Origin of the sequence: Herbiconiux oxytropis, assembly GCF_024979315.1 — a bacterium.
Classification (GTDB): domain Bacteria; phylum Actinomycetota; class Actinomycetes; order Actinomycetales; family Microbacteriaceae; genus Herbiconiux; species Herbiconiux oxytropis.
Window position 1 is genome coordinate 110,461 of record NZ_JANLCK010000009.1, and the last position, 24,297, is coordinate 134,757.

Genomic DNA, 24,297 nt, shown 5'->3' on the forward strand with positions numbered 1-24,297 from the left:
TGTCTCTACCCCTCGTGGTCTGTGCGCGTCTCGTGGTCTGTGCGCGTCTGGTGGTCTGTGCGCGTCTGGTCCGCGCCCCTCTGGTCCGTGCGCGAGAAGACGAGCAGCGCCGCCTGCCGCACCACTCTAATCCCTGGCAGATCCACGCCCTTCTGGCCGTGCCAGTCCGTCGCGAGAGCCGCGACGGCGTGGGTCTGCGCGCGACTCGGCGAGACCCCGAACTCGCTCTCGACGACGTAGCGGATGATCCGGTTCCGGAGTGCGGGCGGGTTCGCCTCGAGTGCGCGCGCCGACACGGCGATGCCGGCCTCGGCGTGCTCCACGAGATCCTCGATCGTCTCGGTCGCGATGTCGTGCAACGTCTCGTCGTCTTCGCGCAGCTGGTCGGCCGTGCGGGCGAGAGCCTCCGCGATGCCGGGGCCGAGCTCGGCCTCGAGCACGGGCAGCACGGTGCGGCGCACGCGCACGCGGGTGAAGCGCTCGGCCTCGTTGTGCGGGTCGTTCCAGAAGTCGAGGCCGGAGTCGGCGCAGAAGGCCTCGGTGGTGCTGCGGCGGAGGGCGAGCAGCGGGCGCAGGCGGGCGGCGCGGCCGGCCTCGGGTTCGGCGGGGGTGATGGCCGCCATGCCAGAGAGGCTCGTGGCGCCGGCCCCGCGGGCGAGGCCGAGCAGCACGGTCTCGGCCTGGTCGTCGAGGGTGTGGCCGAGGAGGATCGCGCCGTTCCCCGCCTCGTCGCGCGTGCTGCCGGCGTCGGCGAGAGCAGCCGTGACGGAGCGATCGAGGGCGGCATGACGAGCCGTGCGGGCGGCGGCTTCCGTGCCTCCGGTGCGGGAAGAGGGGCCATCGTCGACCTCCACGCGCTCGATGAGCACAGGATCCAGGCCGAGTTCCCTGGCCTGGGCTGCAGCGCGCGCCGCGACCTCGGCGGAGCCCTCCTGCAGCCCGTGGTCGACCACGACGGCCCCGGCGCGGATGCCACGGCGTGGCGCCTCGAATGCCGTCGCCGCCGCGAGCGCGAGCGAGTCGGCGCCGCCGCTCAGGGCCACGAGCACGAATGCCGGTTCCGCCTGCTCGAGGCTCTCCCGCACGGCGCGGCGCACGTCGGCGATCGCGGGGGTGAGCCGGGGGCGGCGGCCGTCCATCTGCATCCAGTAACGTTATTGCAGTTTCCGGCGGCGCATCCGGGCCGTCACGCCACCACGCACGCCACACGCCACACGCCACACGCCAACACGAGGGAGCACCACATGGCCGAGTACGACGTCGTCGTCGAAATCCCCAAGGGAAGCCGCAACAAGTACGAAGTCGACCACGAGACCGGTCGCGTCTACCTCGACCGCGTGCTCTTCACGAGCTTCGTGTACCCCACCGACTACGGCTTCTTCGAGAACACGCTCGGCCTCGACGGCGACCCCGTCGACGCGCTCGTGCTGCTCGAGTACCCCGTCTTCCCCGGTGTCGGCGTCAAGGTGCGCCCCGTCGGCGTGCTCAACATGAGCGACGAGGCGGGCTCGGACGCGAAGGTCGTCGTGGTCCCCCACAAGGATCCGCGCTGGGCGCACATCCAGGACATCGACGACGTGCCCGAGCAGACCCGCAAGGAGATCGAGCACTTCTTCGCCCGCTACAAGGACCTCGAGCCGAACAAGTGGGTCAAGATCGAGGGCTGGGGCGATGCCGCCGAGGCCGACGCCATCGTCCAGGCCGGCATCAAGAAGCTGGCCGACGAGGGCCACTAGCCCCCACCCCCGTTCAGTCCCGCACCCGTCGCGGCATCCCCCCTCCTCAGGGCTCCGGATGCCGCGACGTTTGCGTCTCCGAACCCCCACGGCCCAGCCCCGCCACCGGCGCCCTGTGCCCTGTGCCCTGTGCCCACTTGACAGTAGGTGCGCTCAAAACCCCCGACTTGACACATCTTGTGTCAAGTCACCCCGAATGAGCACACCTCCTGTCAAGTCGCGCATACCCGGCTGCACCGCACGATCCCGAAGGCGAGGGGCCGTACTCGACGACCCAGAGCGGTACCGACGCCGGGAGACGCCGCGCAGCGACGTCGCCCGACGCCAGCACCGCATGTCGCCTGCGCCGGGCAGGGACCGGCGCAGCATCAGCCAGCCACCGGCGCAGCAGTTAGAAGTTCACGAAGTTGCGCGGGTTCTGCGAGTCGCCGTTCACGCGCGTCTCGAAGTGCACGTGGCAGCCGGTGGAGGAGCCGGTGGTTCCGGCGTAGGCGATGAGCTCGCCACCACCGACGTCTTGGCCGTAGCCGACGTTGAGGGAGCTGTTGTGGCCGTAGACGGTGGTGAGTCCACCGCCGTGGTTGATGGTGACCGAGTAGCCGAGGCCGCCGTTGTAGCCGGACTGGATGACCGTTCCGGTGGCTGCGGCGTAGACGGGGGCACCGCACGTGCCACCGCCGGCCTGCACCAGATCGATGCCGGCGTGCAGTCGGTTGACGTGCGCGATGGGGTGGAAGCGCATGCCCCACTCGTCGGTGACGTTCCAGGCCGAGAGCGGCGAGCCCCAGCCGGAGACAGACGGCGGAGGGCCGCCGTAGCCGCCCTCTTCGAGGGCCCGCTGACGCTCCTCCTCCGCCTTCCGGCGGGCCTCCTCCTCGAGTCGCTTGCGCTCGGCCACGCCGGCCTCGTAGTCGGCGACGGTCTTGGCCGTGCTGGCCTCGAGCGCCGCGAGCTGCTCCTCGAGCACCACGCGCTGCGACTCCTGCTCGGCCAGCAGCGCCTCGGCGGCGGCCTGCGCGGCCACGGCGGCATCGAAGGCCTCCTGCGCGGCGACCTTGAGAGCTGCGAGCTCGCCCTCGGCGATGTCGGCCTGCTCGGTGAGCGACGAGGCCGTGTTGCGGTCCTGCACGGCGCGCTCGTAGAGCTGGCCCGTGGTCTCCGAGAGGCGGCTCATGGCACCGAGCTGGTAGAGCAGGTCGTCGGAGTCCTCGCCCGAGACGAACAGGTTGAGCGAGAGGTCGCCACCGCCCGTTCGGGTGAACTGGCTGACGAGCATCCCCGCCTGCTTGTTCGACGCGTCGGCGCGCGCCGTGGCCTCCTCGGCCTGCACGGCGAGCTCGTCGGCCCGGAAGACCGCGGTGTCGTACGCATCCTGTGCCGCCGAGTACTCGTCGGCCTTCTGGATGGCGAACGCCTGCGCCGCCTCCACCTCGGCCTGCGCCGCCTCGATGAGCGAGCGGATGTTCGAGACCTCGGCCGCCTTGGCCTCTTCGCTGCCCCGCGCGGCGAGCACGTCTTCCCACGAGGGGTAGTCGAGCGCGAAGGCCGCTCCCCCCTCACCCCGGAGGACGTCGACCGCCACGATGCTCGCCGCGAGCGTGAGGGCCGCTGCCCAGCGGGTCCAGCGCCGACGGCCCATCGTCACGGCTCTGCGAGCCGGCCGGCCGGGCCGAGTGGTGCTCGGCAACGCGCCGCTCGGCGACACCGTGGTGGACGTGGTCATCTGGATCACCCGAATTCGATGCCCTGCGCCGCCATGAAGGGGCGGGGGTTGATGGCGGTGCCGTTCTCGCGCACCTCGAAGTGCACGTGGCAGCCGGTGGAGTTGCCCGTGGTGCCCGCGTAGGCGATCGGCTGGCCGACCGAGACGTAGGAGCCGTTGCCCACGAGCAGGGAGGTGTTGTGGCCGTAGGCGGTGGCGATGCCGCCGCCGTGGTCGATGCGGATGAAGTTGCCGTAGCCGCCGTTGTAGCCGGCGTAGTTGACGAGTCCCTCGGCGGCGGCGTAGACGACCGCGCCACAGGTGCCGCCGTTGTAGACGAGGTCGATGCCGGAGTGCAGGATGTAGGCGCCCGAGACCGGGTTGACGCGCATGCCGTACTCGTCGGAGGAGTGCGAGCCCGGGAACGGGCTCGCCCATCCGCTCGCCGCGATGAACGGGAGGGTCGGGAGCCCCGCCGCCGCCGCCGCACGCGCGGCCTCGGCGCGAGCATTGACCCCGGCCTGGAAGTCGGCCTCGGTGGCGACGCGGTTCTCCTGCAGCACCTTCAGCTGGGTCTGCAGCTCGACCTCGTGGTCCTGCTGCTCTTGCAGGGCCGCCTCGGCGGCCAGCTGGGCGGCCACCGCTTCGTCGCGCAGACGCTCCGCCTCGGCCGCGAGACCCTGGAGCTCGTCGCGCGCGACGACTGCCTGGGCGGTGAGCGCCTCGGCGGTGTTGCGGTCCTGCTCGGCCTGGGCGTAGATCTGCGAGGTCTTCTGCGTGAGCTTCGACATCGCGCTCAGCTGGTAGAGCAGGTCGCTCGAGACCTCACCGCCCACGAAGAGGTTGAGCGTGAGGTCGCTGCCACCCGTGCGGGAGAGCTGGGCGGCGAGCTGGCCGGCCTGCTTGTTGGACGCATCGGCCCGCGCCGTGGCGTCGGTGGCCTGCACCTCGAGCTCGGAGGCCTTGAAATCGGCGGTGTCGTAGGCCTCCTGGGCCACCTGGTATTCGGTGCCTCGCTGCACCGAGACGGCCTGAGCCTCTGTGACGGCCGCGTTCATGGCGTCGATGAGGCCTTGGATGCGGGTGACCTCGTCGGACTTCGCCGATTCGTTGGCCTGCGCGTTCTTCACGTCGTCCCACGTGGGGTAGTCGTCGGCGAAGGCGGGGCCCGAGGTGAGGCCGGTGAGCGCTACGAGGGTCGCGGCAGCGGCGAACGCCAGCGCGGTGTGGCGCAGGCGCCGCGGGCGCGAGACCCTGCGGGCTGACTTGTCGGTGCTCATACTCCCCTGCCGTACCGGGCGCCGCGGCGTGCGCGACGCGTCGTGAAGCGCGAATTCGATGTGCGCATCCGTCACATCTGTCACAACGCTCACGCGAATCTAACCCGCGGGCGAGGAGATTGCACGGACATTCGAGCGAATGTGCCCAACTCGTCGCGAATTGGAGACTGTGCAGGAGTTGTGGCATACTCGATGAGTTGTCGCCGCGGCCCCATCGTTTAGCGGCCTAGGACGCCGCCCTTTCACGGCGGTAGCACGGGTTCGAATCCCGTTGGGGTCACGATGGCCGGGGTCACGAGCACTGGTCGGCAGCACATATAATAGGAACAACACATAAGGCCCTGTAGCGCAGTTGGTTAGCGTGCCGCCCTGTCACGGCGGAGGTCGCGGGTTCAAGTCCCGTCAGGGTCGCTAGGCGTGAAGCCCTTCCAATCGGAAGGGCTTTTCGCTAGAGACCGGCTCTTGTGCAAGAACATCCGGTTTCGGCTCTGTAGCTCAGTTGGTAGAGCGCACGACTGAAAATCGTGAGGTCACGGGATCGACGCCCGTCGGAGCCACTGGAACCCCCGCCTAGCTTCTACATGGTGGGGGTTTCTTCACGTCCGGGAGAAGTTCTCATTCGGCCCACGCCGCACAAACCCCGTAGATTCAGATCACGTCTCCGAGCAGTCGTTGCATGGATTGAGCGGCTTTCTTGCTGCCCGAGTTGCGCGCCATATAGACATCCTGCGTGACGCTCGGGTTCTTGTGGCCGAGGCCGGCGCCGAACCCTCCACCCGCCTCTCCGCGGCGTACCTATCTGTGCTGAAGGACATCTCTCGCGTCGTGCAGGCCTCGACTGCGGCGGCCACGACGAGCAAGACCGCGGTTCTCACTAGGATGCGAGACAGCAACCGTCGACTGGAGGCCGTGAAATGACTGAGGACTCGAGGTTCCCGGACGTGACCATGAGAGAGCTCGCCCTGCAGGACCTCGACGCGCTCGAGGTTCCAGAATCCGATATTCGGCGTGTCTTCCTCGAGCTCGCCGACCTCGCTCAAGACACGGACCTCCCAGGGCCCGACTTCGTGGTGGCGCAGGAGACTTTCTTAGCTATGGCCGCTTCGATCAGGGAGAACTTCAAGAAGCGCACGTCGCTTCAAGAACAGGCCGACTTCCTCCGAGCACGACGCGAGCTGAAGGAACAGTTAGGCGTCGAGATCCCGGATCACTACAACCCCCAGTGAGCGGACGCTGCCCCGCTAGTCTCAGACGACACGACCACTTCTAGGGGGAGACATGCGAGCAGGACTGGCAAGCGACGAGTACGGCACCGAGGTTGGGCAGCTGAACCAGACGCACGTCGGGTCGGCGTTCGGCGTGAATCTGGAGGACGGCGAGACTGTCTACGGACGGATTGCCGCTCTGAGGATCGGCCCGAATCGGGTTGTCGTTCATCTTGCGGGCGTCGCCGGAGACGACGACTCCACCGCGTTGAAGCTCCACCCCTCCGTGAAGCTCTACTTCAGCCACTACGACCACAACTCCCAAGTCACCGGAACCCTCGATCGCATCGAGAAGGCCGTCACTGACCAAGCTTCGCGAGGACGCTGAGGACACCACCCCCGGCCACCTACCCCCAGACCCGCGCACAAGAAGCACCCTCGGCCCTCTCACAGTGCCCGACGATCTGTCGCAGCGTCAACTCATCGGACAGTGCCGGCGACCCGATCATTCAGCGGGACCAACGCGTCATCTAAGACTTGATCGCGGTACGGTGGGGGCTCGCCGACTTCCGGGGGGGGAAATCGAGTGGCTCAGAGCTTCCAAGAATCGTTCGTCAAGTCCATGTTCGAGTTCAGCATGGGCGCATTCGGGTTATTTTTCCCGGACAAGTACGTGAAGGGTCGAGGCGTTCGAGAACCAGCCGACCTTGCCTGGGTATCCCGCGACGTTCTGCTCCTCCTGTGTGCTCAGCGCAGTGGCGCTTCCGCCGACGTGCAGCACCGCCACAACATCCGACAGCTGGATGGCTGGCTCCGTGTGTGGGCGGATGATCGACCACTGGTAGGAAGAAACGCCTCTCAGGAGTTCACGATCCTCCCCAGCGAACCGGAGGCGATCGTTCTGGTCTCGGTGGTCTCGGCGAACGAGGTTGGCTGCAGGATCGTGGCGCGGACCCCGCGAGCTCATGTGGCAAACGATGAGCGTGTCCTCATTGAAGTTCTTGTCCACGAACGAGTTTTACTTCGCCTTGCCTCGCTCGGTGGAACAGCACTCGATCTCGCCGATCTGTTTCTGCTTGCGAGCGCGGCATCGGCCGGCGAGTTGGCGCTCGACGACGCGGAGAAGGCCCTCCTTGACGCTCACGACAACGCCGTCGAGCGAGCAGCAGCGCGCGACGTGACTGGACCACTCGACCCTCAGCTGCTGCCACGCGTCGCCGAGTTGATACCGCACAGTTACCCGCTCGAAGCGATCCACAATCTCAAAGCAATCGGTATGCCCGGAGTGGCTGGTTTTAGCGTCTTCAACGATCTGGACTTCGAGAGCGCAAATACGCTCGTGCGCTGCTTCACCGAAACGGTACAGGTGGTGTGCGATGTTCCCCTGGGGTCGATGGGTCCGGGTGCCGCGTGCGTTCTGCGCGAGATCGGCGGGTACGAGTTCTTCCTGGCTGCTAACTCCATCGAGGTCGATGCCCCCGAGATCAATGCACAGTTCGAGAAGCACTTGGACGCCGACTCGATACCCCAGTTCCTTCAGGCGGTCATCGTGGGTAGGCCGCAGGTCCAGTTCATGACGGCGATCGTCTCGCTCCGGGACCCGCGACGTCCTACCGCAACGGGTGCGTGCCTGCGGCTGGCGGCTGATACGTTCTCACGCACCCTACGAGGCAGCTCTCAGAGCGCTGACAGCTGACTCCGCGTTCTCGAACACACAGAGCGTTAACACACGAGCAGTCTCGTCTGTGTCGTCGGCGTGGCCGAGCACCCAGCCGGCCGCTTCACGCTCGACCCTCCACGGCGTCTCGACTAGCACCCCGTCGATCTCCCGCACGACCCAGTAGTGGTCGTCCTCGATGCCGCGAGGTAAAGCATGCCGCTGAGCATACGCTCGAGCCCGCTACGCGAATGAAATGGACCCCGGATCTACCCCGGATAAACACTGCTAGGGACTGCTAGCCGCTGATAGGCAACTTCCTTGCGCACGGGCGGATCAGAGGGGACAATTAATCCGTAGTAACCGGTGATAGAAGCCGATGGGAAATCGTGAGGTCACGGGATCGACGCCCGTCGGAGCCACTGCCGCTTCTCCAGGCTTCTACTGGGGGAGCGGCTTTTTGCGTTAAGGCTCCGACACGAGGAGCCTCTGGAGCCTCGACATCATCCGCGAAGGCGCGTGCATGATGGACGTCGGGGACAGGAGGGGCGGATGACCGACGAGTTCCGGGATGAAGATCGAGTCGCGGCGAACGCGCCCGGCGTGCCGCCGGGGGTGCTGGCCGACATCGCGGCTCGCCGCTGGGATCTGCATGCCGACATCGCTGCGAACCCACGTGCCTACCCTGAGCTGGTCCAGTGGATGCGCACCGTGAATCCCGCGGACGGCCTTCGCCGGCGTCCGCCGGCGCCGGCCCGTCGAAGCGGCGCCGGATGGTGGCTGGTCGGCTGCGGCTGTCTCGTGTTCGCGATCGTCGTCGTCGTCGGAATCGTCGGAATTGCCGCAGCCTTGCTTCCCCCCGCCAGTCAGGGGAACTCCGAGACCGCGCCGCTTCAGACCGTCCCGCCGAGCGACACCGAGAGGGGAGAAGCCCCGACGGACCCTGTGGTCGCGGAGCAGATCGCGCTGTTCCGAGCAGACCAGCCGATCATCAACGAACTCGCAGCGCAGCTGGAGGGGAATCCCGTCGCGCCGCTCGTCGCTGACCTCCGGACGTTCCGGCTGGACGAGAAGCGGGCGGACGACCCGACCGTCGGCATCTACGAGGCGAAGCCGATGGCCGAACGAGCCGCAGCCCTTCGCGCGGATCTGGAGCAGAAGGTGGCCTCCGCCAGGGAACGGAGCGCGAACGCATCGGGATCGATCACAGAGGCCATCGTCGACGCCGCCGGGAGCGGCTTCATCGACATCCGGTGGGATGCGGCCTCGGCGTGCAGCACTGCAGCCGACCCGGGCAGGGAGACCATCGGCTGCGTGCTCACGGCCGATCCACTGACGGTCCATCTGCTTCCGGAGACCGAGGTGGGCAGCGTGTGGATGAACCAGATGCTCGTGACGCACGAGCTCGCGCACGTCTATCAGCGAGCGGACGATCAAGGCGCCGCGGATTACTCCGGAGCCTACAGAGACCTCCTCGCTCAGGGCCTGTTCCAGAGCAGCGACGAGGCCATGGCCGACTGCTTCGCACTCACGTACTTCGACCAGTGGTCACTCACCAACGGTTCGGAGAGCCAGGGAACCGGGTACGTCTGCAACGAGCCGGAACGCCAGGCCATCCGGGACTGGGCCGCCGGCTTGAACGTGCCGATGGACTGAGTTCCGATTTTTCTAGCGCACGACGCTGTGTGACGTGTGGGTGGCGGAATCCGGATGGGTATGCAATATTGAGATCTCAAGTCGCAACGGATTCGGGACCGTCTGCGGTGGATCCTCCGAGTGGGGATGGGGACGGATGCGGCACCCTGGCTGAGCCGGGTGCCGCATCTGTTTTTCCCCTGCCCCGAAGGTCGACAATGGGATCGTGACTCACTCGAGCTGGACGCGACGCGGGACTCCACAGGAGAGCCGGCGATGAACGGAGCCGAGCAGGCGCACGCCGTGGTCGGCGTGCTCGCCGCCGTGACCGGCGTGGGAGCGGCCGTCGTGGGCGGGGTGTTCTTCGCGTTCTCGGCGTTCGTGATGCGCGGGCTCGCCGACGCCGGTCACGACTCCGGCGACGCGGCGACAGCAGGCGCGACGAGCCGTGGATCCCACGTGGGGATCACGGCGATGCAGGCGATCAACCGCGCCGCCGTGCGCCCACCCCTCATGGTGCTGCTGTTCGGCACGATGCTCGCGGGGCTCGCCACGTGCATCCTCCTGGCCGTGGTGGGCGGAGGCCACGCGCTGTGGTGGGGGCTCGCGGGCGAGGTCCTCTACCTCGGCGGGGTCGTCGTGATGACCGTGGCGTTCCACGTGCCGCGGAACGACGGGCTCGAGCTGCTCGACGCGAGCGGCGTCTCGGCTGCGGATTCCGGCGGGAGGGCGGGCAGCAACGAGACGATCGACGACAGGTGGCGGCGCTACGTCGTCGAGTGGACTCGCGGCAACCACGTCCGCACCCTCGCCGGCGTGCTGGCGGGAGTGCTCTTCGGTGTGGCGGGGTTCGTCGTGGGAGCTCCGCTCCTGCCGGTCTGACGCACTCACTCAAGGCGCTGTCGGGGGTGCGCGGCATACTGGGCGCATGGCGAAGCGTTCGGCCGGTTGGTCCGCGGGTGCGGCGCGCGACCTCCTGCGCCGGCGGCTGGCGGCGCAGTGGATCGCTCCTCCGGGGCCGAAGGTGCAGGAGAACCCGCGGAACGGCGCCGCGCGCATCACCGCCGTGACCGAGCGGATGCTCGCGCTGCAGGCGCAGGACTACGGGCAGGCCGTGTGGGCGCTCGGCGTGCGGGCACCCGGGAGCACCCGCAGCGACGTCGAGGCCGCACTCGACGCCGGAACCGTCGTGCGCTCGTGGCCCATGCGCGGCACCCTGCACGTCAGCACGCCCGACGACCTGCGGCTCATGCTGTCGATCACCGCGGCGCGCACCATCCGGAGCATCCTGCCCCGTTATCGCCAGCTCGGTCTCGACGACGACGTGCTCTCCCGCGCCCGCGCGATCGCCACGACCGAACTCCGCGGCGGCGGTCGCGCGAGCCGTGACGAGTTCTTCGCACTCCTCACCGCCGACGGCATCGAGCCGGGCGGCCAGCGCGGCACCCACGTGATCGGCCGGCTGGCGCACGAGGGACTGCTCTGCTGGGGCCCCACCGACGGCGGCCGCCAGCAGCTCGTGATCCTGGACGAGTGGGCACCGCCCGGCCCCGGCCCCGGCCCCGGAATCACCTGGCCGCTCGATGAGAACGGCGCACCGGCTGCCGCGAGCCACGATCCCCGCCGCACGGAGGCGCTCGGCGAGTTCGTGCGGCGCTACCTCGCCGGTCGCGGGCCGGCCACGCTGAAGGACTTCTGCTGGTGGTCGAAGGTCACGGTCGCCGAGGCGAAGCGGGGCCTCGACCACGTGCGCGACCGCCTCACCCCCGAGGTGCTCGACGGCGCCGAGCACTGGACGGCGGACGACGGTCCGGACCGCGGGAACACCGACAGCACCAGCAGCACCCGTCCAGCACCTCCCTTCCACGCGCTGCCCGGGTTCGACGAGTTCCTGCTGGGCTACCCCGACCGCGCCCCGGCCCTCGCACCGGAGTTCGCCGAGCGGATCGTTCCCGGCAACAACGGCGTGTTCCTGCCGATGCTCGTGGCCCACGGCACGGTGGTGGGCACCTGGCGCCGCCGCCTCGCATCCGGAGCCGTGACCGTGACCCTCGACCCGTTCGAACCGCTCTCCGCGACCGCGCGGGCCGGGTTCACGCGGGCGATGCTGCGCTACGCCGACTTCCTGGGGCTCGCCCTCGTGCTCGACGAGCGTCGGCTCGAGAAGGGTGCTCCGGATGCCTGACCGCACCCCGTTCGCGCTGCCCGGGAGCGGCCGCGTGGCCGAGATCGCCCCGGATCCGCTCGTGCCGGGCGCCTGGGTGCTCTCGATCGAGGGCGCCGAGCAGTCGCACGTCGACCTGGGAGACCCGGCCGACCTCTTCTACGACTACGTGCGACGGATCGGCGCCGCCATCGACCACCTCGCCACCCCGGGCCGTCCGCTGCGCACGGTGCACCTCGGCGCGGGAGCCCTCACCCTCGCCCGGTACCTGCAGGCCACACGCCCGGGCAGCGAGCAGCTCGCCGTGGAGGACGAGCGGGGCCTCCTCGAGGCGGTGACGTCGCGCCTCCCTCTGCCGGCGGGCACCCGCCTCACGGTGCACGAGGGCGACGCCGCCGACGTGGTCACCGCGCTCCTCTCGGGTGGCGGCGAGTGGGTGGGAAGCGCCGACCTCGTGATCGACGACCTCTACCGCGGCATCACGACACCGCCCCACCTCACGACCGCCGAATGGTACGCGGATGCGGCCCGCCTGCTCGCCCCGGGCGGGGTGCTCGTGGTGAACATCGCCGACGACGACGGGCTGCCGGGGCTCCGCAGCCGCCTCGCCGCGCTCGCCCCGAGCCTGCCGCACCGCCTCGTGCTCGGCCCCACGAGCGTGCTGACGGATGCGCGCGCCGGCAACGCCGTCGTCCTCGCCTCGAGAGACCCCGCCGTGCTCGCCCTCGCCGACGACCTGCGCCGAGCCGGCCCCCACCCGTCGGCCGCGCGGGACGCGAGGCACGTCGACTCCCCCACCCCAGCCGACGGAATCCCCACCCCGAAAGGACGGTGAGCACCATGTGCGGCCGATTCAGCATGAGCGCCGAGACCGACGAGCTCATCACCGAGTTCATCGCGCGAGGCGGAACCCTCGAGGAATGGCGCCCCTCCTACAACGTCGCCCCCACCGAGCTGTCGCCGATCGTGCGCGAGCGCGTGGTCGACCGCGAGATCGTGCGGGAGATCGACGCCGCCGCCTGGGGACTCAAGCCCGCCTGGGCGAAGCCGGGCGGCCCCGCACCCATCAACGCGAGGCTCGAGAGCGTGTCGACGAACGGGCTCTTCCGCGGCGCGTTCGCGCAGCGCCGCTGCCTCGTGCCCATGAACGGCTACTACGAGTGGGAGGCGACGCCCGAGGGCAAGCAGCCGCATTACATCCACGGCCCCGAGGGCCTGCTCGCCGCCGCGGGCCTCTACGAGCTCAAGAAGGCCGACGACGGCTGGCACCTGAGCTTCACCATCATCACCCGCGAGGCCGCCGACGCCTCCGGCGAGGTGCACGACCGCATGCCCGTCTTCCTCACCCCGGACACCTGGGACGACTGGACGAGCCCGGCCAAGCTCGATCGCCCCGACGAGAAGCAGGAGCTCGTGGCCATGCTCGACCGCACCTCGCTCGCGGTCGCCGCCACCATCACGACCTACCCGGTCTCCAAGCGCGTCAACAACGTGCGCGACACCTCGATCGCCAAGGACGACCCGACCCTGATCGAGCCCCTCGCCGGCTGATCGGCCCGAGCGACGGGCGCCGCGCCCGTCAGAGAGTGCGGGAGTCGCGGCGGAGCGGGTGGTCGGCGGGGATCTCGACCAGCACGATCGGGATGCCGTCGGGATCCTCGATCCACGCCTCCACGAGGCCCCACGGCTCGGTCTGCGGGGCCCGCACGATCCGCTGCCCGAGCAGCGTGAGCCGCGCCACCTCCTCGTGCACGTCACGCACCTGCAGCCACAGCCCCACGCCCGCCCGCGCCTCGGGGCCGCCCCGCCCCGAGACCTCGATGAGGCCGCTCCCCGCGAAGAACACCACCCCGCGGTGCTCGCCCTCGCCGAACTCGCGCGCGACCGCGAGCCCGAGCTCGTCGCGGTAGAAGCGACGGCTCCGCTCCGGGTCGGAGGGGCGGATGAGGATGCGGCTGGCAAGGACGTCCATGCCTCATTGTGGCGTGCCGCGCGACCCTCGGAACAGACCCGGATGCCTTGCGCCGTCGTCGCACCGTGCTCGACTGGGCCCATGCCCTCAGGATTCGACCCCGCCTTCCTCGACGCCCCCTGCCCGCTGCCCGTGCCGGACGGGCAGGGTGCCGACGGCACGTCCCGTCTCATCCGCCACCTCGACTACGAGCACTTCACGGTGCTGCTCGACGCCGACCGCCGCCTCGCCGCGCTCACTGCCGTGAACATCGACGGCGGCACCCTCGCCGACGTGCCGCGCGGAGACGACTGGCACCTCGACGAGCGCGTGCCCGCCGACGAGCAGGCGGGCCCCGCCCTCTACGCCCGCAACGACCTCGACCGCGGCCACCTGGTGCGCCGTCGCGACCCCGTCTGGGGCGCTCCTGAGGTGGCCCGACGCGCGAACTCCGACACCTTCGCCTACACCAACGCCGCACCCCAGGCCGCGGGCTTCAACCAGTCGAAAGAGCTCTGGAACGGCCTCGAGGACCACGTGCTGGCCTACGCGGACGCCAACGACCTCCGCCTCAGCGTCTTCACCGGCCCCGTCTTCGCGCCGACGGATGCGGTCTACCGCGGCATCCGCATCCCCGAGCGCTTCTGGAAGATCGCGGCGTGGACGGCCGACGCCGGCACAGCAACGAGCTCCACCACCGGCACCGGGACCGGCACCGCATCCACCCCGCGCCTCCGCGCCGCCGGCTTCCTGCTCGACCAGTCCCCGCAGCTCGGCGATCTCGACCTCGACGAGGCTCGCGCGAGTGCCCTCGCCCGCGACGAGCCGCCGCCTCTCGGGCCCTTCCGCACCTTCCAGGCCCCGATCGCCGACATCGCGGCCCTCGTGCACGCCCCGATGCCCGACCTCGTCGCGGCCGACGGCTACCTCGCACCGCTCCGAGCCGCCGGTCGCCGCTGGACCCGCCTCGACTCGCTCACGCAGATCCGGCTCTGAGCCGACGTGCGCACCGGAGCACGCACGCCCGGGAGGACAGGGGCCCCCGGAATGTAGCACTATAGAGGGGATGGTGGCTTCAGCAGGGATCCGGGTGGTCGTGGTCGAGGACCAGCCCCTCTATCGGCAGATGCTGGCCTCCTCCCTGGCCGCCGCCCCGGGCATCCGTGTCGTCGGCGTCGCACAGGGTGCCGCCGCCGCCCGGGAGCTCTTCGCCGGTCTCGGCCCCGACGCCGTCGACGTGGCCCTCCTCGACGTGCAGCTCGGCGACGGGGACGGCGTCGACCTCGGCATCGCCCTGCGCGAGACCCAGCCCGGCCTCGGCGTGGTGCTGCTCTCGGCCACCGACGCCCTCGACGTGCTGCTCGAGCTGCCCCGGCCGGTCTCGCAGGGCTGGAGCTGCCTGTCGAAGACCTCCTCGCTCGGCCTCCCCGCCCTCGTGCGCGCCATCGAGGTCACGGCCGAGGGCCGCACGGTGCTCGACCCCGAGCTCGTGGCCCGCAGGAGGCCGAGGCGCGGTTCGACGCTCGCACGCCTGAGCCCGCGCCAGTACGAGGTGCTGCGGCTGCTCGCCGAGGGCCTGTCCAACGCGGGGATCGCCTCGCGGCTCGGGCTCGCGCCGCGCTCGGTCGACAACCACATCGCCGCGGTCTACGCCGAGCTCGGCCTCGCCTCGGGTGGCGTCGTGAACCCCCGGGTCGGAGCAGCGCTGCGCTTCCTCGAGGAGACGGCGGCGTCATGACGAGGCCGGCATGACCGTCTCGGGGGTGAGCGACGCCAGTGCCGTCACACCCGGCGACCGCGTCGACTACCGCCGGATCACGCTGCTCACCTTCGGTGTCATCCTCGGCCTCTTCGCCACGGGCGCCTCCATCCAGTCGGTCTTCGTGCTCGGCATCCTGCCGCACTCGATGCTGCGCGACGCCGTCGACCCCTCCGTGCCGTTCGACGTGACCTTCAACCTCGTGACGCGGCTCGGCGCGAACGCCGCCGCCGTGGGCACCGCCCTCGTGGCCATCGCGCTGCTCTCGCCCCAGGAGCGCGGACTCGCGGGACGCATCGGCACGGGACTGGTGATCGCCGCCTCGGCCGCGATCGTGCGCTCGCTGCTGCAGCTGGTGTTCGGCATCTACGGCCCCGACGACGTCACCGAGCTCCTCGCCGAGATCGTCACGGCCGCCGTGGCCGCCGCCATCTCGCTCGCCCTCGCCCTCGCCCAGTCCGATGCGCGACGCCGGCTGCGTGCCGAGGAGCGCGCGTCGGCCCTTCGAGCCCTGAGTGCGTCGGCCGCCCTCGAGGCCCTGCAGAGCGAGGAGCTTCGCGTGCGGCGCGAGGTGGCCGACGGCCTGCACGGCACCGTGCAGCAGCGGTTCGTGCTCCTCGGCGCACGACTGAGCGCCCTTCTCGAGGAGAGCGGGCTGGCGGCACGCGACCCGCAGACCGCGGCGGAGATCGCCTCGATCCGCGACGACCTCGACGCCCTCCGGGAGCAGGATCTCCGTGGCATGAGCCGGCTGCTCTACCCCGACCGACTCGACCAAGGCGCCGTTCCGGCCATCCGCGCTCTGTTCCAGCGGGTCCCCGCCACCATCGCCACCGTCGTGTCGCTCTCGGACGGCGTGCTCGAGCTCGAGAGCCACGGTGCGAAGGCGCTGAGCGCGGAGCGCCGGCTGCTGCTCGTGCGGATCGTCGAGGAGTCGCTCTCGAACGCCCTCAAGCACGGCAGGGCCACGAGCCTCTCGCTCGCGATCTCGCACGCCGACGGGGAGTTCGAGGTGCTCTTCGACGACAACGGCGTGGGGCTCACGCCTCCCGTGCACCTGAACGGCCTGCAGCGGCTCCGCGACCGGCTCGAACTCGTGGGCGGCCAGCTCACGCTCGCGCCCGCTCCGGCACCGGAGAGCACGGGAACCCGGCTCGCGGCGCGCGTGCCCGACGGCATCGCGCGCCCGACGGACGCTACGCCGGCGTCCGCTCCACGCGGCCGAAGCCGTACCTGATCCGGCGCGCGATCACGAAGGCGGCGGTGGCGGCCACGAGCCACGCCCCGAGCACGACGTAGGGCTCCGGATGCAGCGCCTCGGGGAAGTAGGCGAGGTCTCGGAGGGCGCGCACCGTCGCGCCCGTGGGCATCCACCGCCCCATGAACTCGTAGAACGGTGGCAGCAGCTCGGGAGCCACGGCCCCGCCGGAGGAGGGGTTCGAGATCAGGATGAAGATGATCCAGGTGGGCATGAGCGCCCATTTTCCACCCACGATCACCCGGAAGAAGTTGTAGACCGCGCCCGCGATGAACACGGTCATCGCGAGAACCCCCCACACCGGCAGGAACGGGAAGGTCTCGAACCCGAACACGGGGCCCGTGGTGAGCGAGATCACGAGGCCCACGAGCACGGCGCGCCCCGCGTCCCAGGCCAGCTCCCCCGCGATCGTCATCCCGCTCGCGTTGACCCTGGTCTGGATGGCGCCGACGAAGCCGATGATGGTCGAGGCGAGCGCGAGATAGAACAGCACGAGGCCGCTCGGATCGTTGGGGCGGAGCGGATCGAGGTCCGTGACCGTGAGCTGCACGCCGAGGCTCGATCCCACCTGCGTCGCCTCCGCGCTGATGACGTGCGCGATCGAGGCCCCCGAGGCGCTCGAGATGTAGAGGTCGGACGCGCTTCCCGATTCGGTCACGAGTGCTGCATAGATCTGCTGCTGCTCGAGGGCGGCCTTCGCCGCATCGGCGCTCGGGTACGACGAGACGAGGAACGACGTGTCGGTCGCACTCTGCAGACTCGACTCGAGCTGCTCGGGGCTCACCGACTCGCTCACGACACCGATGGGGATGTCGTGCGGCTGGGGGTTGCCCATCGCGAGGCTGTACGACGTCACGAAGAGCGCCGCGAAGAGCGACACCAGGAGCGAGACCACGAGCGCCGCGCGGTGGGGCCCGGAGTTGAACCTCCTGGCGGCTCCGATGCCGCGCTGGAGGGCGGTGCCGGAGGGAGTCGTCGTCATGCCAGACACGTTAGCGCCCCGCGGTCGCCGAAGGCGGGGGCGAGCGGAGAAGCCCGTCCGGTGGCAAGGTAGTTAAGGTGATTAGCGAAAACAGGACCTCGGATCGCCTCCGGCAGAGCGTCGTCGCACTCAGCGCGGTGCTCGCCGTGGTGGGCAGCTTCATCGGATCCGGCGCGGCGGGCGGCACCCCGATCCAGGAGGCCGCGGGCGGAGCACTCGGTGCGGATTCGACGCAGCTCGCCCCCGCCGGTCCCGCGTTCTCGATCTGGTCGGTCATCTACCTCGGACTGATCGCCTACGCGATCTGGCAGTTCCTGCCGCGGCAGACGTCGTCATCCCGACAGCGGGTGCTCGGCTACCCGATCGCCGTGACCCTGCTGCTGAACTCCGCCTGGATCCTCAGCGTGCAGGCGGGGCTCCTGGCCCTCAGCGTCGTGGTGATCGTCGTGCTGCTCGTCGCGCTGCTGTTCACGTTCGTGCGCGTGGTGCGCACCCGTCGCGACGGCCAGGGCGTGGTGCAGTCGATCGTGGTCGACGGCACCGTGGGGCTCTACCTCGGCTGGGTCTGCGTGGCCACCGCGGCCAACATCACCGCCGCTCTCACGGCCGGCGGGTTCGACGGCTTCGGCGGGGCCCCGGAGGTGTGGGGCGTGGCGATCGTCGTGGTGACCGCCGCGCTCGGCATCGCCCTCGCCGCCTGGGACAGCGGACGGCTGGCCCCCACGGCGTCGCTGGTGTGGGGGCTCGCCTGGGTCGCCGTGTCGCGTCTGACCGGCGAGCTGCTCTCCCCTCCCGTGGCGGTCGCGGCCGTCATCGCCGCCTCGGCCCTGGTCGTGGCCACCGTCGTGCTGCGGATCGCGCACCTGCGGAAACGCTAGCAGGCACCTGAGCCGCACGACCGCCGCTCAGGAGATGGCGGTCGTGGGCCGGGTCTGCGCCCCCGGACGCTCGCCGAGCGGGCCCGCCGTGGCCCCGACCACGCGGCCGAACCACAGCGTGAACGTGGTGCCCGCCGGCGTGGACGCCACCTCGATCGAGCCGTCGTGGGCCTCGACGATCGACGCCACGATCGCGAGCCCGAGACCCGTGCTGCCCGAGCGGCGCGAGCGCGACGAGTCGCCGCGGGCGAAGCGCTCGAACAGCTCGGGGACGAGCTCGGGATCGATGCCGGGCCCGTCGTCGCTCACCGCGAGCTCGATGCCGGGCGTGCCGTCGTGCTCGGCGAAGCGGATGCCCGCGGTCACGGTCGTGCCCTCCGGCGTGTGCAGCGCGGCGTTCGAGAGCAGGTTCAGCACCACCTGGTGCAGGCGCTCGCGGTCGCCCGTGACGAGGGCCGCGGCATCCGGGACGTCGTGCAGCCAGCGGTGGCCTGACGACGACGCCTTCGCGTCGCTCACCGCGTTGACCACGATCTCGCCGAGGTCGACCTGGTCGAGGTGCAGGTCCTGCCCCTCGTCGAGGCGTGCCAGCAGCAGCAGGTCGCTCACGAGCGAGTTCATGCGCTTGGCCTCGGACTCGATCCGCGCGAGCGAGTACTCCGTGATGTCGGGGAGCGCCGCGTTCTCCTGCCTGGTCAGCTCGGCGTAGCCCTGGATCGCGGCGAGCGGCGTGCGGAGCTCGTGGCTCGCGTCGGTGACGAAGCGGCGCATCCGTTTGTCGGTCGCCGCCCGCACCGCAAGCGCCTCGTCGACGTGCGAGATCAGCCGGTTGAGCGCCTCCCCCACTTTGCCGACCTCGGTGCGGGGGTCGGTGTCGGCTTCTCCGACGCGGGTCAGGATCTCGACCTCGCCACGGTCCAGCGGCAGGTTCGTGACCTCCACGGCCGTGCCGACCACGCGCCCGAGCGGGCGGAGGGCGAGCCGCACGACCACGATCACGCCGACCACGATGATGGCGAGGGCGAGGAGGGCGAGCACGACCATGACGATCGTCTCCTGCAGCACGGCCTCGTCGGCCGCGGCCAGCGAGACTCCAGCGATGAGGAGGTCGCCCTCGCTGTCCATCTGGGTGCTGAAGCGGTAGTGGCCGAACCCGTCGAGCACGATCGACTCCTGCGTGCCCGGCGTCAGCGCACTCCGCTCGAGCTGCGCCACCGCGGCGGGCGGGAGCGAGGCGGCGTCGGAGTCGGAGAAGCGGGCGGAGTCGGTGATGACGCCGTCCTCGGCGGTGGCGATGATCGCGCCGGGGCCGTGGCCGGTGAACTCGGTGAGCGGCTTGTCCGGGTAGATCTGCCCCGACGGCGAGTGCCCGTGGTGGAACTTCTCGACCGAGTAGCTGAGCGCCGACATCGAACCGCGCAGCTGGGTGTCCACCACACGGGTGATGGAGGTGTTGAGCGTGACGATGCTCACGATGCCCACCGTCAGGAGCACAGCGGCCACGAGGCCGGCGGTGCCGACCACGAGCCGGCTCCTCAGCGTCCAGGGGCGCCGGCGCCCTGAGAGAGTGTTCCGGCGCCCGTTCGCGGCAGTCACGCTGCGTCTCCGCACAGAGCGGGTGCGCCTGTCGACGTGCTCACTCGGCGGGCCGCAGCACGTAGCCGACGCCGCGGACGGTGTGGATCATCGAGGGCCGGTCGGCATCGATCTTCTTGCGCAGGTAGGAGACGTAGAGATCGACGATCGAGGCCTTGCCCGCGAAGTCGTAGTTCCACACCCGGTCGAGGATCTGCGCTCGCGAGAGCACCCGCCGAGGATTCCGCATGAAGTAGCGCAGCAGCTCGAACTCGGTCGTGGTGAGCTGGATCTGGTCGCCGCCGCGGTTGACCTCGTAGCTCGTCTCGTCGAGCAGCAGATCGCCCACGACGATGCGGGAATCCTCGTCCGACACCGTCATGATCGAGCGGCGGAGGAGCCCCCGCAGCCGCGCCACGAGCTCCTCGAGGCTGAAGGGCTTGGTCATGTAGTCGTCACCGCCGGCGGTGAGGCCGATGATGCGGTCGTCGACCGAGTCCCGTGCGGTCAGGAAGAGGGTGGGCGAGGACTGCTCCACGTCGCGCAGCTGCTTGAGCAGCGTGATGCCGTCGGTGTCCGGCAGCATGATGTCGAGCACCACGACGTCGGGCCGCTCATCGCGGTACTTCTGCAGGGCGGTCGTGCCGTCGTGCGCGATGTCGACCGTCCAGCCCTCGTAGGCCAGCGCGAGACTCACGAGGCTCGTGAGCACGACCTCGTCGTCGACGAGCAGCACCCGGATCGGCGAGCCGTCGGCGCGGTAGAGGCGGGGCAGCTTGGCGAGCACGGCCCGCCGGCGCCCCGACGAGACGAGTTCGTCGGAGATCGGTGAATTCGTCACGCTCCATTGTCGAGGTGAGCGTGCATCCGCCTCCAGGCATCCGCTCCGATTCATAGAGACCTCAAATATTTCCACACAGCGCTCCTGTCTCGAGTGCATAGCGTCTCCCCATGACGCAGATCAAGGCACTCGGCTACGGATCACCCTGGGCGCACCCGACGACCCGCTCCAGCCCCGCTGCGATCCCGCTGCGCACCCGGGTGAAGGACACGCTGGCCTCAGCGGGCATCCGACGCCCCCGGTTCGTGCGCGGCCCCCGCACCGAGACCCCGTTCGACGCCCCGTGGCTCTCGACCGACCGCCTGATGCTCCGCCCCCACCGGCTGGGCGACGCGGCCGACTGGTACGACCTGCAGTCCGAGCCCTCCGTCTCGCAGTTCCTCCCCTGGCCCGAGCGCGACCGCCGGGCCTCGTTCCGGCACCTCCGTGACCGCACCCGGCACACCAGGCTGTGGCAGGCCGACGACTTCCTCGCCCTCGCCGTGGAATTCGAGGGGCACGTGATCGGCGACGTCTCGCTGCACCTTCGCTCGGTCGCGCGCGAGACTCGCGAGGTCGAGATCGGCTGGGTGGTGCATCCCGCCCACAGTGGCCGGGGGCTCGCGACCGAGGCCGCGGAGGGCATCCTCGGGTTCGCCTTCGACACCGTCGGCGCCCGCACGGTCACCGCCGTCACGGATGCGCGCAACACCCGTTCGGTCGCCCTGGCCAAGCGGCTCGGCTTCACCGAGCTCGCGAAGGCCAGGCACGGCTCGCCGGAGTCGGTGCTCGTGCTGCACCGCTGACGCAAGAGCGGCGCTTCCGGCTTCTGGCGCGCCCGCGGTAGCGTGAGGCGCATGGCGAAGTATGCGGCGCTCCTGCGCGGAGTGAACGTCGGCGGCATCACCGTCACGAGCGCCGACCTGGCCGAGCTCTTCCGCTCGCTCGGCTTCAGTGAGGTGAAGACGGTGCTCGCCTCGGGCAACGTGCTGTTCTCGACCTCCGAGGCCGCCTCGAGCACGGCGCATGCTCGCCTCAAGGCGACCATCGAGAAGGGCCTCGGCGAGCGCTTCGGCTACGACGCCTGGATCGTGCTCGTCGACCACGGCGAGCTCGCCGGCATCGTCGACGCCTACCCGTTCGAGGAGACCGACGGCACGCAGCCCTACGTGCTGTTCGCCTCCACGCAGGACGCTCTCGACGAGATCGCGGCGTTCGTCGCCGCGTCGGCAGGCGAGCGCGGGGTGCCTGGGCACGGGGTGTTCTACTGGGAGACGCCGAAGGGCTCGAGCACCGAGACGGCACTCGCGAAGTTCCTCGCCAAGCCGCGATTCAAGGCCTCCACCACCACGCGCAACCTCCGCACCCTGCGCAAGCTGCTCTAGAACGCCGAGGCGGAGGCCGAGGCCCCCGCCGACCTGCGAGCGCGGTAGGCGTTGACGTTCATGCGGTTGCCGCAGTTGCCCACGTCGCAGTAGCGCTTCGAGCGGTTGCGCGAGAGGTCGACCAGCACGGCGTCGCAGTCGTCGGCGGCGCACGTGCGCAGGCGGTCGAAGTCGTCGCTGCGGATGACGTCGATGAACGCCATCGCGACCTCCACGCGCATCCGGGTCGCGAGCGGAGCCTCGGCGTCGGTGGCGTGCAGGTGCCAGTCCCAGTCGCCGTGGCGCACGAGCTGCGGCAGCGCACGGGCCTCACGCAGGATGGCGTTGACGAGCTCGACCGCCTCGTCGCGCTCGACCTCCCAGAAGCGTCGCAGCTCGGGGCGGAGCGTGCGCACCTCCTCGAGCTCGGCGTCGTCACCGTCGCGGCGACCCGAGTAGTCGTTCTCGTCGAGCAGAGCCACGAGCTGGGCTCGGGAGGCGAGCTCGTCGTCGCCCGAGCCGGAGACCGCCGCCTCGGTGTTCACGAGGGCGGCGGCGAACGCGAGGGTCGCTTCGGTGTCATAGGCGAAAAGGATGTTGACTCCTGACATGGGCCGGGATTAGTGTCACTAGCGTACCCACTTTGACTCCTGACAGGCGAGCATGAGCGACATCACGCGGCATTCCCATCGCAGCCCCCGCCTCGGACGCGACCGCGCACCCGAGCGCGGCCACCATCGCGGTGCGGGCCTCGTGCTCGCCCTCGCGGCGGCCGCGGCGTTCGGCACGAGCGGCCCCTTCGTGAAACCGCTGCTCGAGGCGGGCTGGTCGCCCGTCGCCGCGGTCACCGTGCGCGCGCTCGGCGGCGGGCTCGTGCTGCTCGCGCCAGCGCTCTGGGCGCTCCGCGGCCGCTACCGCGCGCTGTTCGCAGCCTGGAGGCTCGTGCTGCTCTACGGCATCGTCGCCGTCGTGGGGGCGCAGGTGTTCTACTTCGCGGCCATCGAGCGGATGCCGGTGAGCATCGCCCTGCTGATCGAGTACTCGGCCCCGGTGCTGCTGGTGCTCCTCGCCTGGGGACGCACGCGCATCCCGCCCGCGATGCTCACGATCGTGGGCGCCCTGCTCAGCATCGGGGGGCTCGTGCTCGTGATCGACCCGGCCGGCGCCGGCGGGCTCGACGGGCTCGGGGTGCTGTTCGCTCTCGGTGCGGCCGTGTGCCTCGCGGGCTACTACCTCATCTCAGCCCGGCCGAGCGGCGACCTCCCGCCCGTCGCGCTCGTCTGCGCCGGCCTCCTGGTGGGCGGACTGGCGCTCGGGCTGATCGGGCTCACGGGGCTGCTCCCCTTCACCATGTCGTTCGACGACGTCGTCATGCCGCTCGTCGGCGAGGTCTCCTGGATCGTGCCGATGGCCGTCGTGGTCGTGATCGCGACCGCCTTCGCCTACCTCACCGGCATTCTGGGCGCCGCTCGACTCGGATCGCGCGTGGCCTCGTTCGTGGGGCTCGTCGAGGTGCTGTTCGCCGTGCTCTTCGCCTGGCTGCTGCTCGGCGAGGTGCCCACGCTCGTGCAGGCGCTCGGCGGGGCCCTCATCGTGGGCGGCGTGGTGTTCGTCAAACTGCAGCGGGAGGCCCTGCCTCCTCCCCCGGAGGCACCGAGTGGGGTAGGCATGGAGGAGGCGGGCGCTCAGCCTGCACATCACTCGTCGATCGGATGACCATGAGCCAGCAGCCCCCGTTCCAGCCGCCCGAGCAGCCCCAGACGGGGCAGCAGTACCAGCCTCCGCAGCAGCCGCAGTACCAACCGCCGCAGTACCAGCAGCCGCAGTACCAGCCGCAGCAGCCCGCCTACCAGCCGCCGCAGCAGCCGGGTGCGCACCCCGGTTACGGGCAGCCCCCCAAGCAGGAGGCTCCCCGTCACCCCGGCTACGGGCCCACCCCGGGGGCGGACGGCCGAAGCCCCGAGCACCAGGGCGGCCCATCGCAGCCCGGCCAACCGCAGGGCGCCCGCCGCAATCCGCTCGCCGTCGCGTCCGTGATCCTCGGCGCCGTGCCGTCCGTGCTCGGCCTCATCTTCATCTTCGTGCAGGCCGGTCTGATCGCAGGCGCGAGCTCCGAGGCCTACGGCGCGGTCAGCCTCGTGCAGACCGTGCTGCAGGCGCTGCTCGGCATCGGGGCCCTCGTGCTCGGGTTGCTCGCGCTCGCCAAGCCGGGCCCCGGCCGGGCACTCGCCGGTGCGGGTGTCGCCCTCGGTGCCGCCACGCTCGTGGGCGTGCTCGGCACGATCCTCTACCCGCTGGTCTTCGCCGCGGCGTACTGAGGATCGCGCACCC

25 protein-coding genes and 3 tRNA genes are annotated in these 24,297 nt (G+C 70.3%); 20 read left to right on the forward strand and 8 right to left on the reverse strand.

What is annotated here, in order from left to right; genetic code table 11:
* Nucleotides 1-5: 5 nt before the first annotated feature.
* Nucleotides 6-1,139 (reverse strand): tRNA lysidine(34) synthetase TilS, encoded by a 1,134-nt coding sequence (gene tilS / locus N1028_RS15365; protein WP_259530308.1) that lies wholly within the window; start codon nt 1,137-1,139, stop codon nt 6-8.
* Between the two features lie 105 nt (nt 1,140-1,244).
* Here tilS and ppa point away from each other — a divergent pair, with 105 nt between their 5' ends.
* Nucleotides 1,245-1,736 carry an inorganic diphosphatase gene (ppa, locus tag N1028_RS15370; protein ID WP_259530256.1) on the forward strand — a complete coding sequence of 164 codons (492 nt, stop codon included), beginning with the start codon at nt 1,245-1,247 and terminating at the stop codon, nt 1,734-1,736.
* Between the two features lie 391 nt (nt 1,737-2,127).
* Here the strand turns inward: ppa and N1028_RS15375 are convergent, their stop codons facing one another.
* Both N1028_RS15375 and N1028_RS15380 read right to left on the reverse strand, forming a co-directional pair.
* A complete protein-coding gene (locus N1028_RS15375) occupies nt 2,128-3,459 on the reverse strand; it encodes a M23 family metallopeptidase (protein WP_259530257.1) in 1,332 nt (443 codons plus the stop codon).
* Nucleotides 3,460-3,464: 5 nt separating this feature from the next.
* The gene (locus N1028_RS15380) at nt 3,465-4,718 is read right to left on the reverse strand and encodes a M23 family metallopeptidase (RefSeq protein WP_259530258.1); all 1,254 of its coding nucleotides are present in this window, start codon (nt 4,716-4,718) and stop codon (nt 3,465-3,467) included.
* A 207-nt stretch (nt 4,719-4,925) separates the two neighbouring features.
* On the opposite strand from N1028_RS15380, the gene N1028_RS15385 reads away from it, so the two are divergent.
* From N1028_RS15385 to N1028_RS15435, 11 genes are all read left to right on the forward strand, one after another.
* A tRNA-Glu gene (locus N1028_RS15385) sits at nt 4,926-4,998 on the forward strand.
* A gap of 57 nt (nt 4,999-5,055) precedes the next feature.
* Nucleotides 5,056-5,129 (forward strand) — tRNA-Asp (locus N1028_RS15390).
* A gap of 73 nt (nt 5,130-5,202) precedes the next feature.
* Nucleotides 5,203-5,275 (forward strand) — tRNA-Phe (locus N1028_RS15395).
* A 357-nt stretch (nt 5,276-5,632) separates the two neighbouring features.
* The gene (locus N1028_RS15400) at nt 5,633-5,944 is read left to right on the forward strand and encodes a hypothetical protein (RefSeq protein WP_259530259.1); all 312 of its coding nucleotides are present in this window, start codon (nt 5,633-5,635) and stop codon (nt 5,942-5,944) included.
* Nucleotides 5,945-5,996: 52 nt separating this feature from the next.
* Nucleotides 5,997-6,311: a hypothetical protein gene (locus N1028_RS15405; RefSeq protein ID WP_259530260.1), complete on the forward strand. Its 315-nt coding sequence runs from the start codon at nt 5,997-5,999 to the stop codon at nt 6,309-6,311.
* A 234-nt stretch (nt 6,312-6,545) separates the two neighbouring features.
* Nucleotides 6,546-7,619: a hypothetical protein gene (locus N1028_RS15410; protein WP_259530262.1), complete on the forward strand. Its 1,074-nt coding sequence runs from the start codon at nt 6,546-6,548 to the stop codon at nt 7,617-7,619.
* 513 nt (nt 7,620-8,132) lie between these two features.
* Nucleotides 8,133-9,236, forward strand: coding sequence for a variant leucine-rich repeat-containing protein (locus N1028_RS15415; protein ID WP_259530264.1), 1,104 nt, complete (start codon nt 8,133-8,135; stop codon nt 9,234-9,236).
* A 255-nt stretch (nt 9,237-9,491) separates the two neighbouring features.
* Nucleotides 9,492-10,097 carry an anthrone oxygenase family protein gene (locus N1028_RS15420; RefSeq protein WP_259530265.1) on the forward strand — a complete coding sequence of 202 codons (606 nt, stop codon included), beginning with the start codon at nt 9,492-9,494 and terminating at the stop codon, nt 10,095-10,097.
* 46 nt (nt 10,098-10,143) lie between these two features.
* Nucleotides 10,144-11,400: a winged helix DNA-binding domain-containing protein gene (locus tag N1028_RS15425; protein WP_259530267.1), complete on the forward strand. Its 1,257-nt coding sequence runs from the start codon at nt 10,144-10,146 to the stop codon at nt 11,398-11,400.
* Nucleotides 11,393-12,214 (forward strand): spermidine synthase, encoded by an 822-nt coding sequence (locus tag N1028_RS15430; RefSeq protein WP_259530268.1) that lies wholly within the window; start codon nt 11,393-11,395, stop codon nt 12,212-12,214. The genes N1028_RS15425 and N1028_RS15430 overlap by 8 nt, the downstream gene beginning before the upstream one ends.
* A 5-nt stretch (nt 12,215-12,219) precedes the next feature.
* A complete protein-coding gene (locus N1028_RS15435) occupies nt 12,220-12,930 on the forward strand; it encodes an SOS response-associated peptidase (protein WP_259530269.1) in 711 nt (236 codons plus the stop codon).
* A gap of 28 nt (nt 12,931-12,958) precedes the next feature.
* Here N1028_RS15435 and N1028_RS15440 read toward each other — a convergent pair whose 3' ends face one another.
* Complete coding sequence (locus tag N1028_RS15440; RefSeq protein ID WP_259530270.1) at nt 12,959-13,351, reverse strand: VOC family protein; 393 nt, start codon at nt 13,349-13,351, stop codon at nt 12,959-12,961.
* Between the two features lie 81 nt (nt 13,352-13,432).
* Between N1028_RS15440 and N1028_RS15445 the strand changes: the two genes are divergently transcribed.
* The 3 genes from N1028_RS15445 (at nt 13,433) to N1028_RS15455 (ending at nt 16,326) form a co-directional block, all read left to right on the forward strand.
* Complete coding sequence (locus N1028_RS15445) at nt 13,433-14,326, forward strand: DNA/RNA non-specific endonuclease (RefSeq protein ID WP_259530271.1); 894 nt, start codon at nt 13,433-13,435, stop codon at nt 14,324-14,326.
* Between the two features lie 73 nt (nt 14,327-14,399).
* On the forward strand, nt 14,400-15,068 hold the full coding sequence (locus N1028_RS15450; protein ID WP_375163427.1) for a LuxR C-terminal-related transcriptional regulator: 669 nt from the start codon (nt 14,400-14,402) through the stop codon (nt 15,066-15,068).
* A gap of 10 nt (nt 15,069-15,078) precedes the next feature.
* Nucleotides 15,079-16,326 carry a sensor histidine kinase gene (locus N1028_RS15455; protein WP_259530273.1) on the forward strand — a complete coding sequence of 416 codons (1,248 nt, stop codon included), beginning with the start codon at nt 15,079-15,081 and terminating at the stop codon, nt 16,324-16,326.
* On the opposite strand, the gene N1028_RS15460 is transcribed toward N1028_RS15455, so the two are convergent.
* On the reverse strand, nt 16,286-17,329 hold the full coding sequence (locus N1028_RS15460) for an ABC transporter permease (RefSeq protein WP_259530274.1): 1,044 nt from the start codon (nt 17,327-17,329) through the stop codon (nt 16,286-16,288). The two genes, N1028_RS15455 and N1028_RS15460, sit on opposite strands and share 41 nt — an antisense overlap.
* A 77-nt stretch (nt 17,330-17,406) precedes the next feature.
* On the opposite strand from N1028_RS15460, the gene N1028_RS15465 reads away from it, so the two are divergent.
* The gene (locus N1028_RS15465; RefSeq protein ID WP_310795606.1) at nt 17,407-18,207 is read left to right on the forward strand and encodes a TspO-related membrane protein; all 801 of its coding nucleotides are present in this window, start codon (nt 17,407-17,409) and stop codon (nt 18,205-18,207) included.
* A gap of 27 nt (nt 18,208-18,234) precedes the next feature.
* Here N1028_RS15465 and N1028_RS15470 read toward each other — a convergent pair whose 3' ends face one another.
* Nucleotides 18,235-19,731: a sensor histidine kinase gene (locus N1028_RS15470; RefSeq protein WP_259530275.1), complete on the reverse strand. Its 1,497-nt coding sequence runs from the start codon at nt 19,729-19,731 to the stop codon at nt 18,235-18,237.
* A 112-nt stretch (nt 19,732-19,843) separates the two neighbouring features.
* Nucleotides 19,844-20,569, reverse strand: a complete 726-nt coding sequence (locus N1028_RS15475; protein WP_310795608.1) for a response regulator transcription factor — start codon at nt 20,567-20,569, stop codon at nt 19,844-19,846.
* Between the two features lie 164 nt (nt 20,570-20,733).
* Here N1028_RS15475 and N1028_RS15480 point away from each other — a divergent pair, with 164 nt between their 5' ends.
* Together N1028_RS15480 and N1028_RS15485 are read left to right on the forward strand one after the other, a co-directional pair.
* Nucleotides 20,734-21,408 (forward strand): GNAT family N-acetyltransferase, encoded by a 675-nt coding sequence (locus tag N1028_RS15480; protein WP_259530276.1) that lies wholly within the window; start codon nt 20,734-20,736, stop codon nt 21,406-21,408.
* A gap of 51 nt (nt 21,409-21,459) precedes the next feature.
* Nucleotides 21,460-21,987 (forward strand): DUF1697 domain-containing protein, encoded by a 528-nt coding sequence (locus tag N1028_RS15485; RefSeq protein ID WP_259530278.1) that lies wholly within the window; start codon nt 21,460-21,462, stop codon nt 21,985-21,987.
* Here N1028_RS15485 and N1028_RS15490 read toward each other — a convergent pair.
* Nucleotides 21,984-22,562, reverse strand: coding sequence for a CGNR zinc finger domain-containing protein (locus N1028_RS15490; RefSeq protein ID WP_259530311.1), 579 nt, complete (start codon nt 22,560-22,562; stop codon nt 21,984-21,986). The two genes, N1028_RS15485 and N1028_RS15490, sit on opposite strands and share 4 nt — an antisense overlap.
* Before the next feature lie 67 nt (nt 22,563-22,629).
* On the opposite strand from N1028_RS15490, the gene N1028_RS15495 reads away from it, so the two are divergent.
* Both N1028_RS15495 and N1028_RS15500 read left to right on the forward strand, forming a co-directional pair.
* The gene (locus tag N1028_RS15495) at nt 22,630-23,682 is read left to right on the forward strand and encodes an EamA family transporter (RefSeq protein ID WP_259530279.1); all 1,053 of its coding nucleotides are present in this window, start codon (nt 22,630-22,632) and stop codon (nt 23,680-23,682) included.
* A 2-nt stretch (nt 23,683-23,684) separates the two neighbouring features.
* Nucleotides 23,685-24,284 carry a hypothetical protein gene (locus tag N1028_RS15500; protein ID WP_259530280.1) on the forward strand — a complete coding sequence of 200 codons (600 nt, stop codon included), beginning with the start codon at nt 23,685-23,687 and terminating at the stop codon, nt 24,282-24,284.
* Nucleotides 24,285-24,297: the final 13 nt, after the last annotated feature.

Excerpts from the sequence above, each read along its gene's own strand:
- tilS (WP_259530308.1), bottom strand. The coding sequence starts at position 1,139 with ATGGACGGCCGCCGCCCCCGGCTCACCCCCGCGATCGCCGACGTGCGC.
- ppa (WP_259530256.1), top strand. The coding sequence starts at position 1,245 with ATGGCCGAGTACGACGTCGTCGTCGAAATCCCCAAGGGAAGCCGCAAC.
- N1028_RS15375 (WP_259530257.1), bottom strand. The coding sequence starts at position 3,459 with ATGACCACGTCCACCACGGTGTCGCCGAGCGGCGCGTTGCCGAGCACC.
- N1028_RS15380 (WP_259530258.1), bottom strand. The coding sequence starts at position 4,718 with ATGAGCACCGACAAGTCAGCCCGCAGGGTCTCGCGCCCGCGGCGCCTG.
- N1028_RS15400 (WP_259530259.1), top strand. The coding sequence starts at position 5,633 with ATGACTGAGGACTCGAGGTTCCCGGACGTGACCATGAGAGAGCTCGCC.
- N1028_RS15405 (WP_259530260.1), top strand. The coding sequence starts at position 5,997 with ATGCGAGCAGGACTGGCAAGCGACGAGTACGGCACCGAGGTTGGGCAG.
- N1028_RS15410 (WP_259530262.1), top strand. The coding sequence starts at position 6,546 with ATGTTCGAGTTCAGCATGGGCGCATTCGGGTTATTTTTCCCGGACAAG.
- N1028_RS15415 (WP_259530264.1), top strand. The coding sequence starts at position 8,133 with ATGACCGACGAGTTCCGGGATGAAGATCGAGTCGCGGCGAACGCGCCC.
- N1028_RS15420 (WP_259530265.1), top strand. The coding sequence starts at position 9,492 with ATGAACGGAGCCGAGCAGGCGCACGCCGTGGTCGGCGTGCTCGCCGCC.
- N1028_RS15425 (WP_259530267.1), top strand. The coding sequence starts at position 10,144 with ATGGCGAAGCGTTCGGCCGGTTGGTCCGCGGGTGCGGCGCGCGACCTC.
- N1028_RS15430 (WP_259530268.1), top strand. The coding sequence starts at position 11,393 with ATGCCTGACCGCACCCCGTTCGCGCTGCCCGGGAGCGGCCGCGTGGCC.
- N1028_RS15435 (WP_259530269.1), top strand. The coding sequence starts at position 12,220 with ATGTGCGGCCGATTCAGCATGAGCGCCGAGACCGACGAGCTCATCACC.
- N1028_RS15440 (WP_259530270.1), bottom strand. The coding sequence starts at position 13,351 with ATGGACGTCCTTGCCAGCCGCATCCTCATCCGCCCCTCCGACCCGGAG.
- N1028_RS15445 (WP_259530271.1), top strand. The coding sequence starts at position 13,433 with ATGCCCTCAGGATTCGACCCCGCCTTCCTCGACGCCCCCTGCCCGCTG.
- N1028_RS15455 (WP_259530273.1), top strand. The coding sequence starts at position 15,079 with ATGACCGTCTCGGGGGTGAGCGACGCCAGTGCCGTCACACCCGGCGAC.
- N1028_RS15460 (WP_259530274.1), bottom strand. The coding sequence starts at position 17,329 with ATGACGACGACTCCCTCCGGCACCGCCCTCCAGCGCGGCATCGGAGCC.
- N1028_RS15480 (WP_259530276.1), top strand. The coding sequence starts at position 20,734 with ATGACGCAGATCAAGGCACTCGGCTACGGATCACCCTGGGCGCACCCG.
- N1028_RS15485 (WP_259530278.1), top strand. The coding sequence starts at position 21,460 with ATGGCGAAGTATGCGGCGCTCCTGCGCGGAGTGAACGTCGGCGGCATC.
- N1028_RS15495 (WP_259530279.1), top strand. The coding sequence starts at position 22,630 with ATGAGCGACATCACGCGGCATTCCCATCGCAGCCCCCGCCTCGGACGC.
- N1028_RS15500 (WP_259530280.1), top strand. The coding sequence starts at position 23,685 with ATGAGCCAGCAGCCCCCGTTCCAGCCGCCCGAGCAGCCCCAGACGGGG.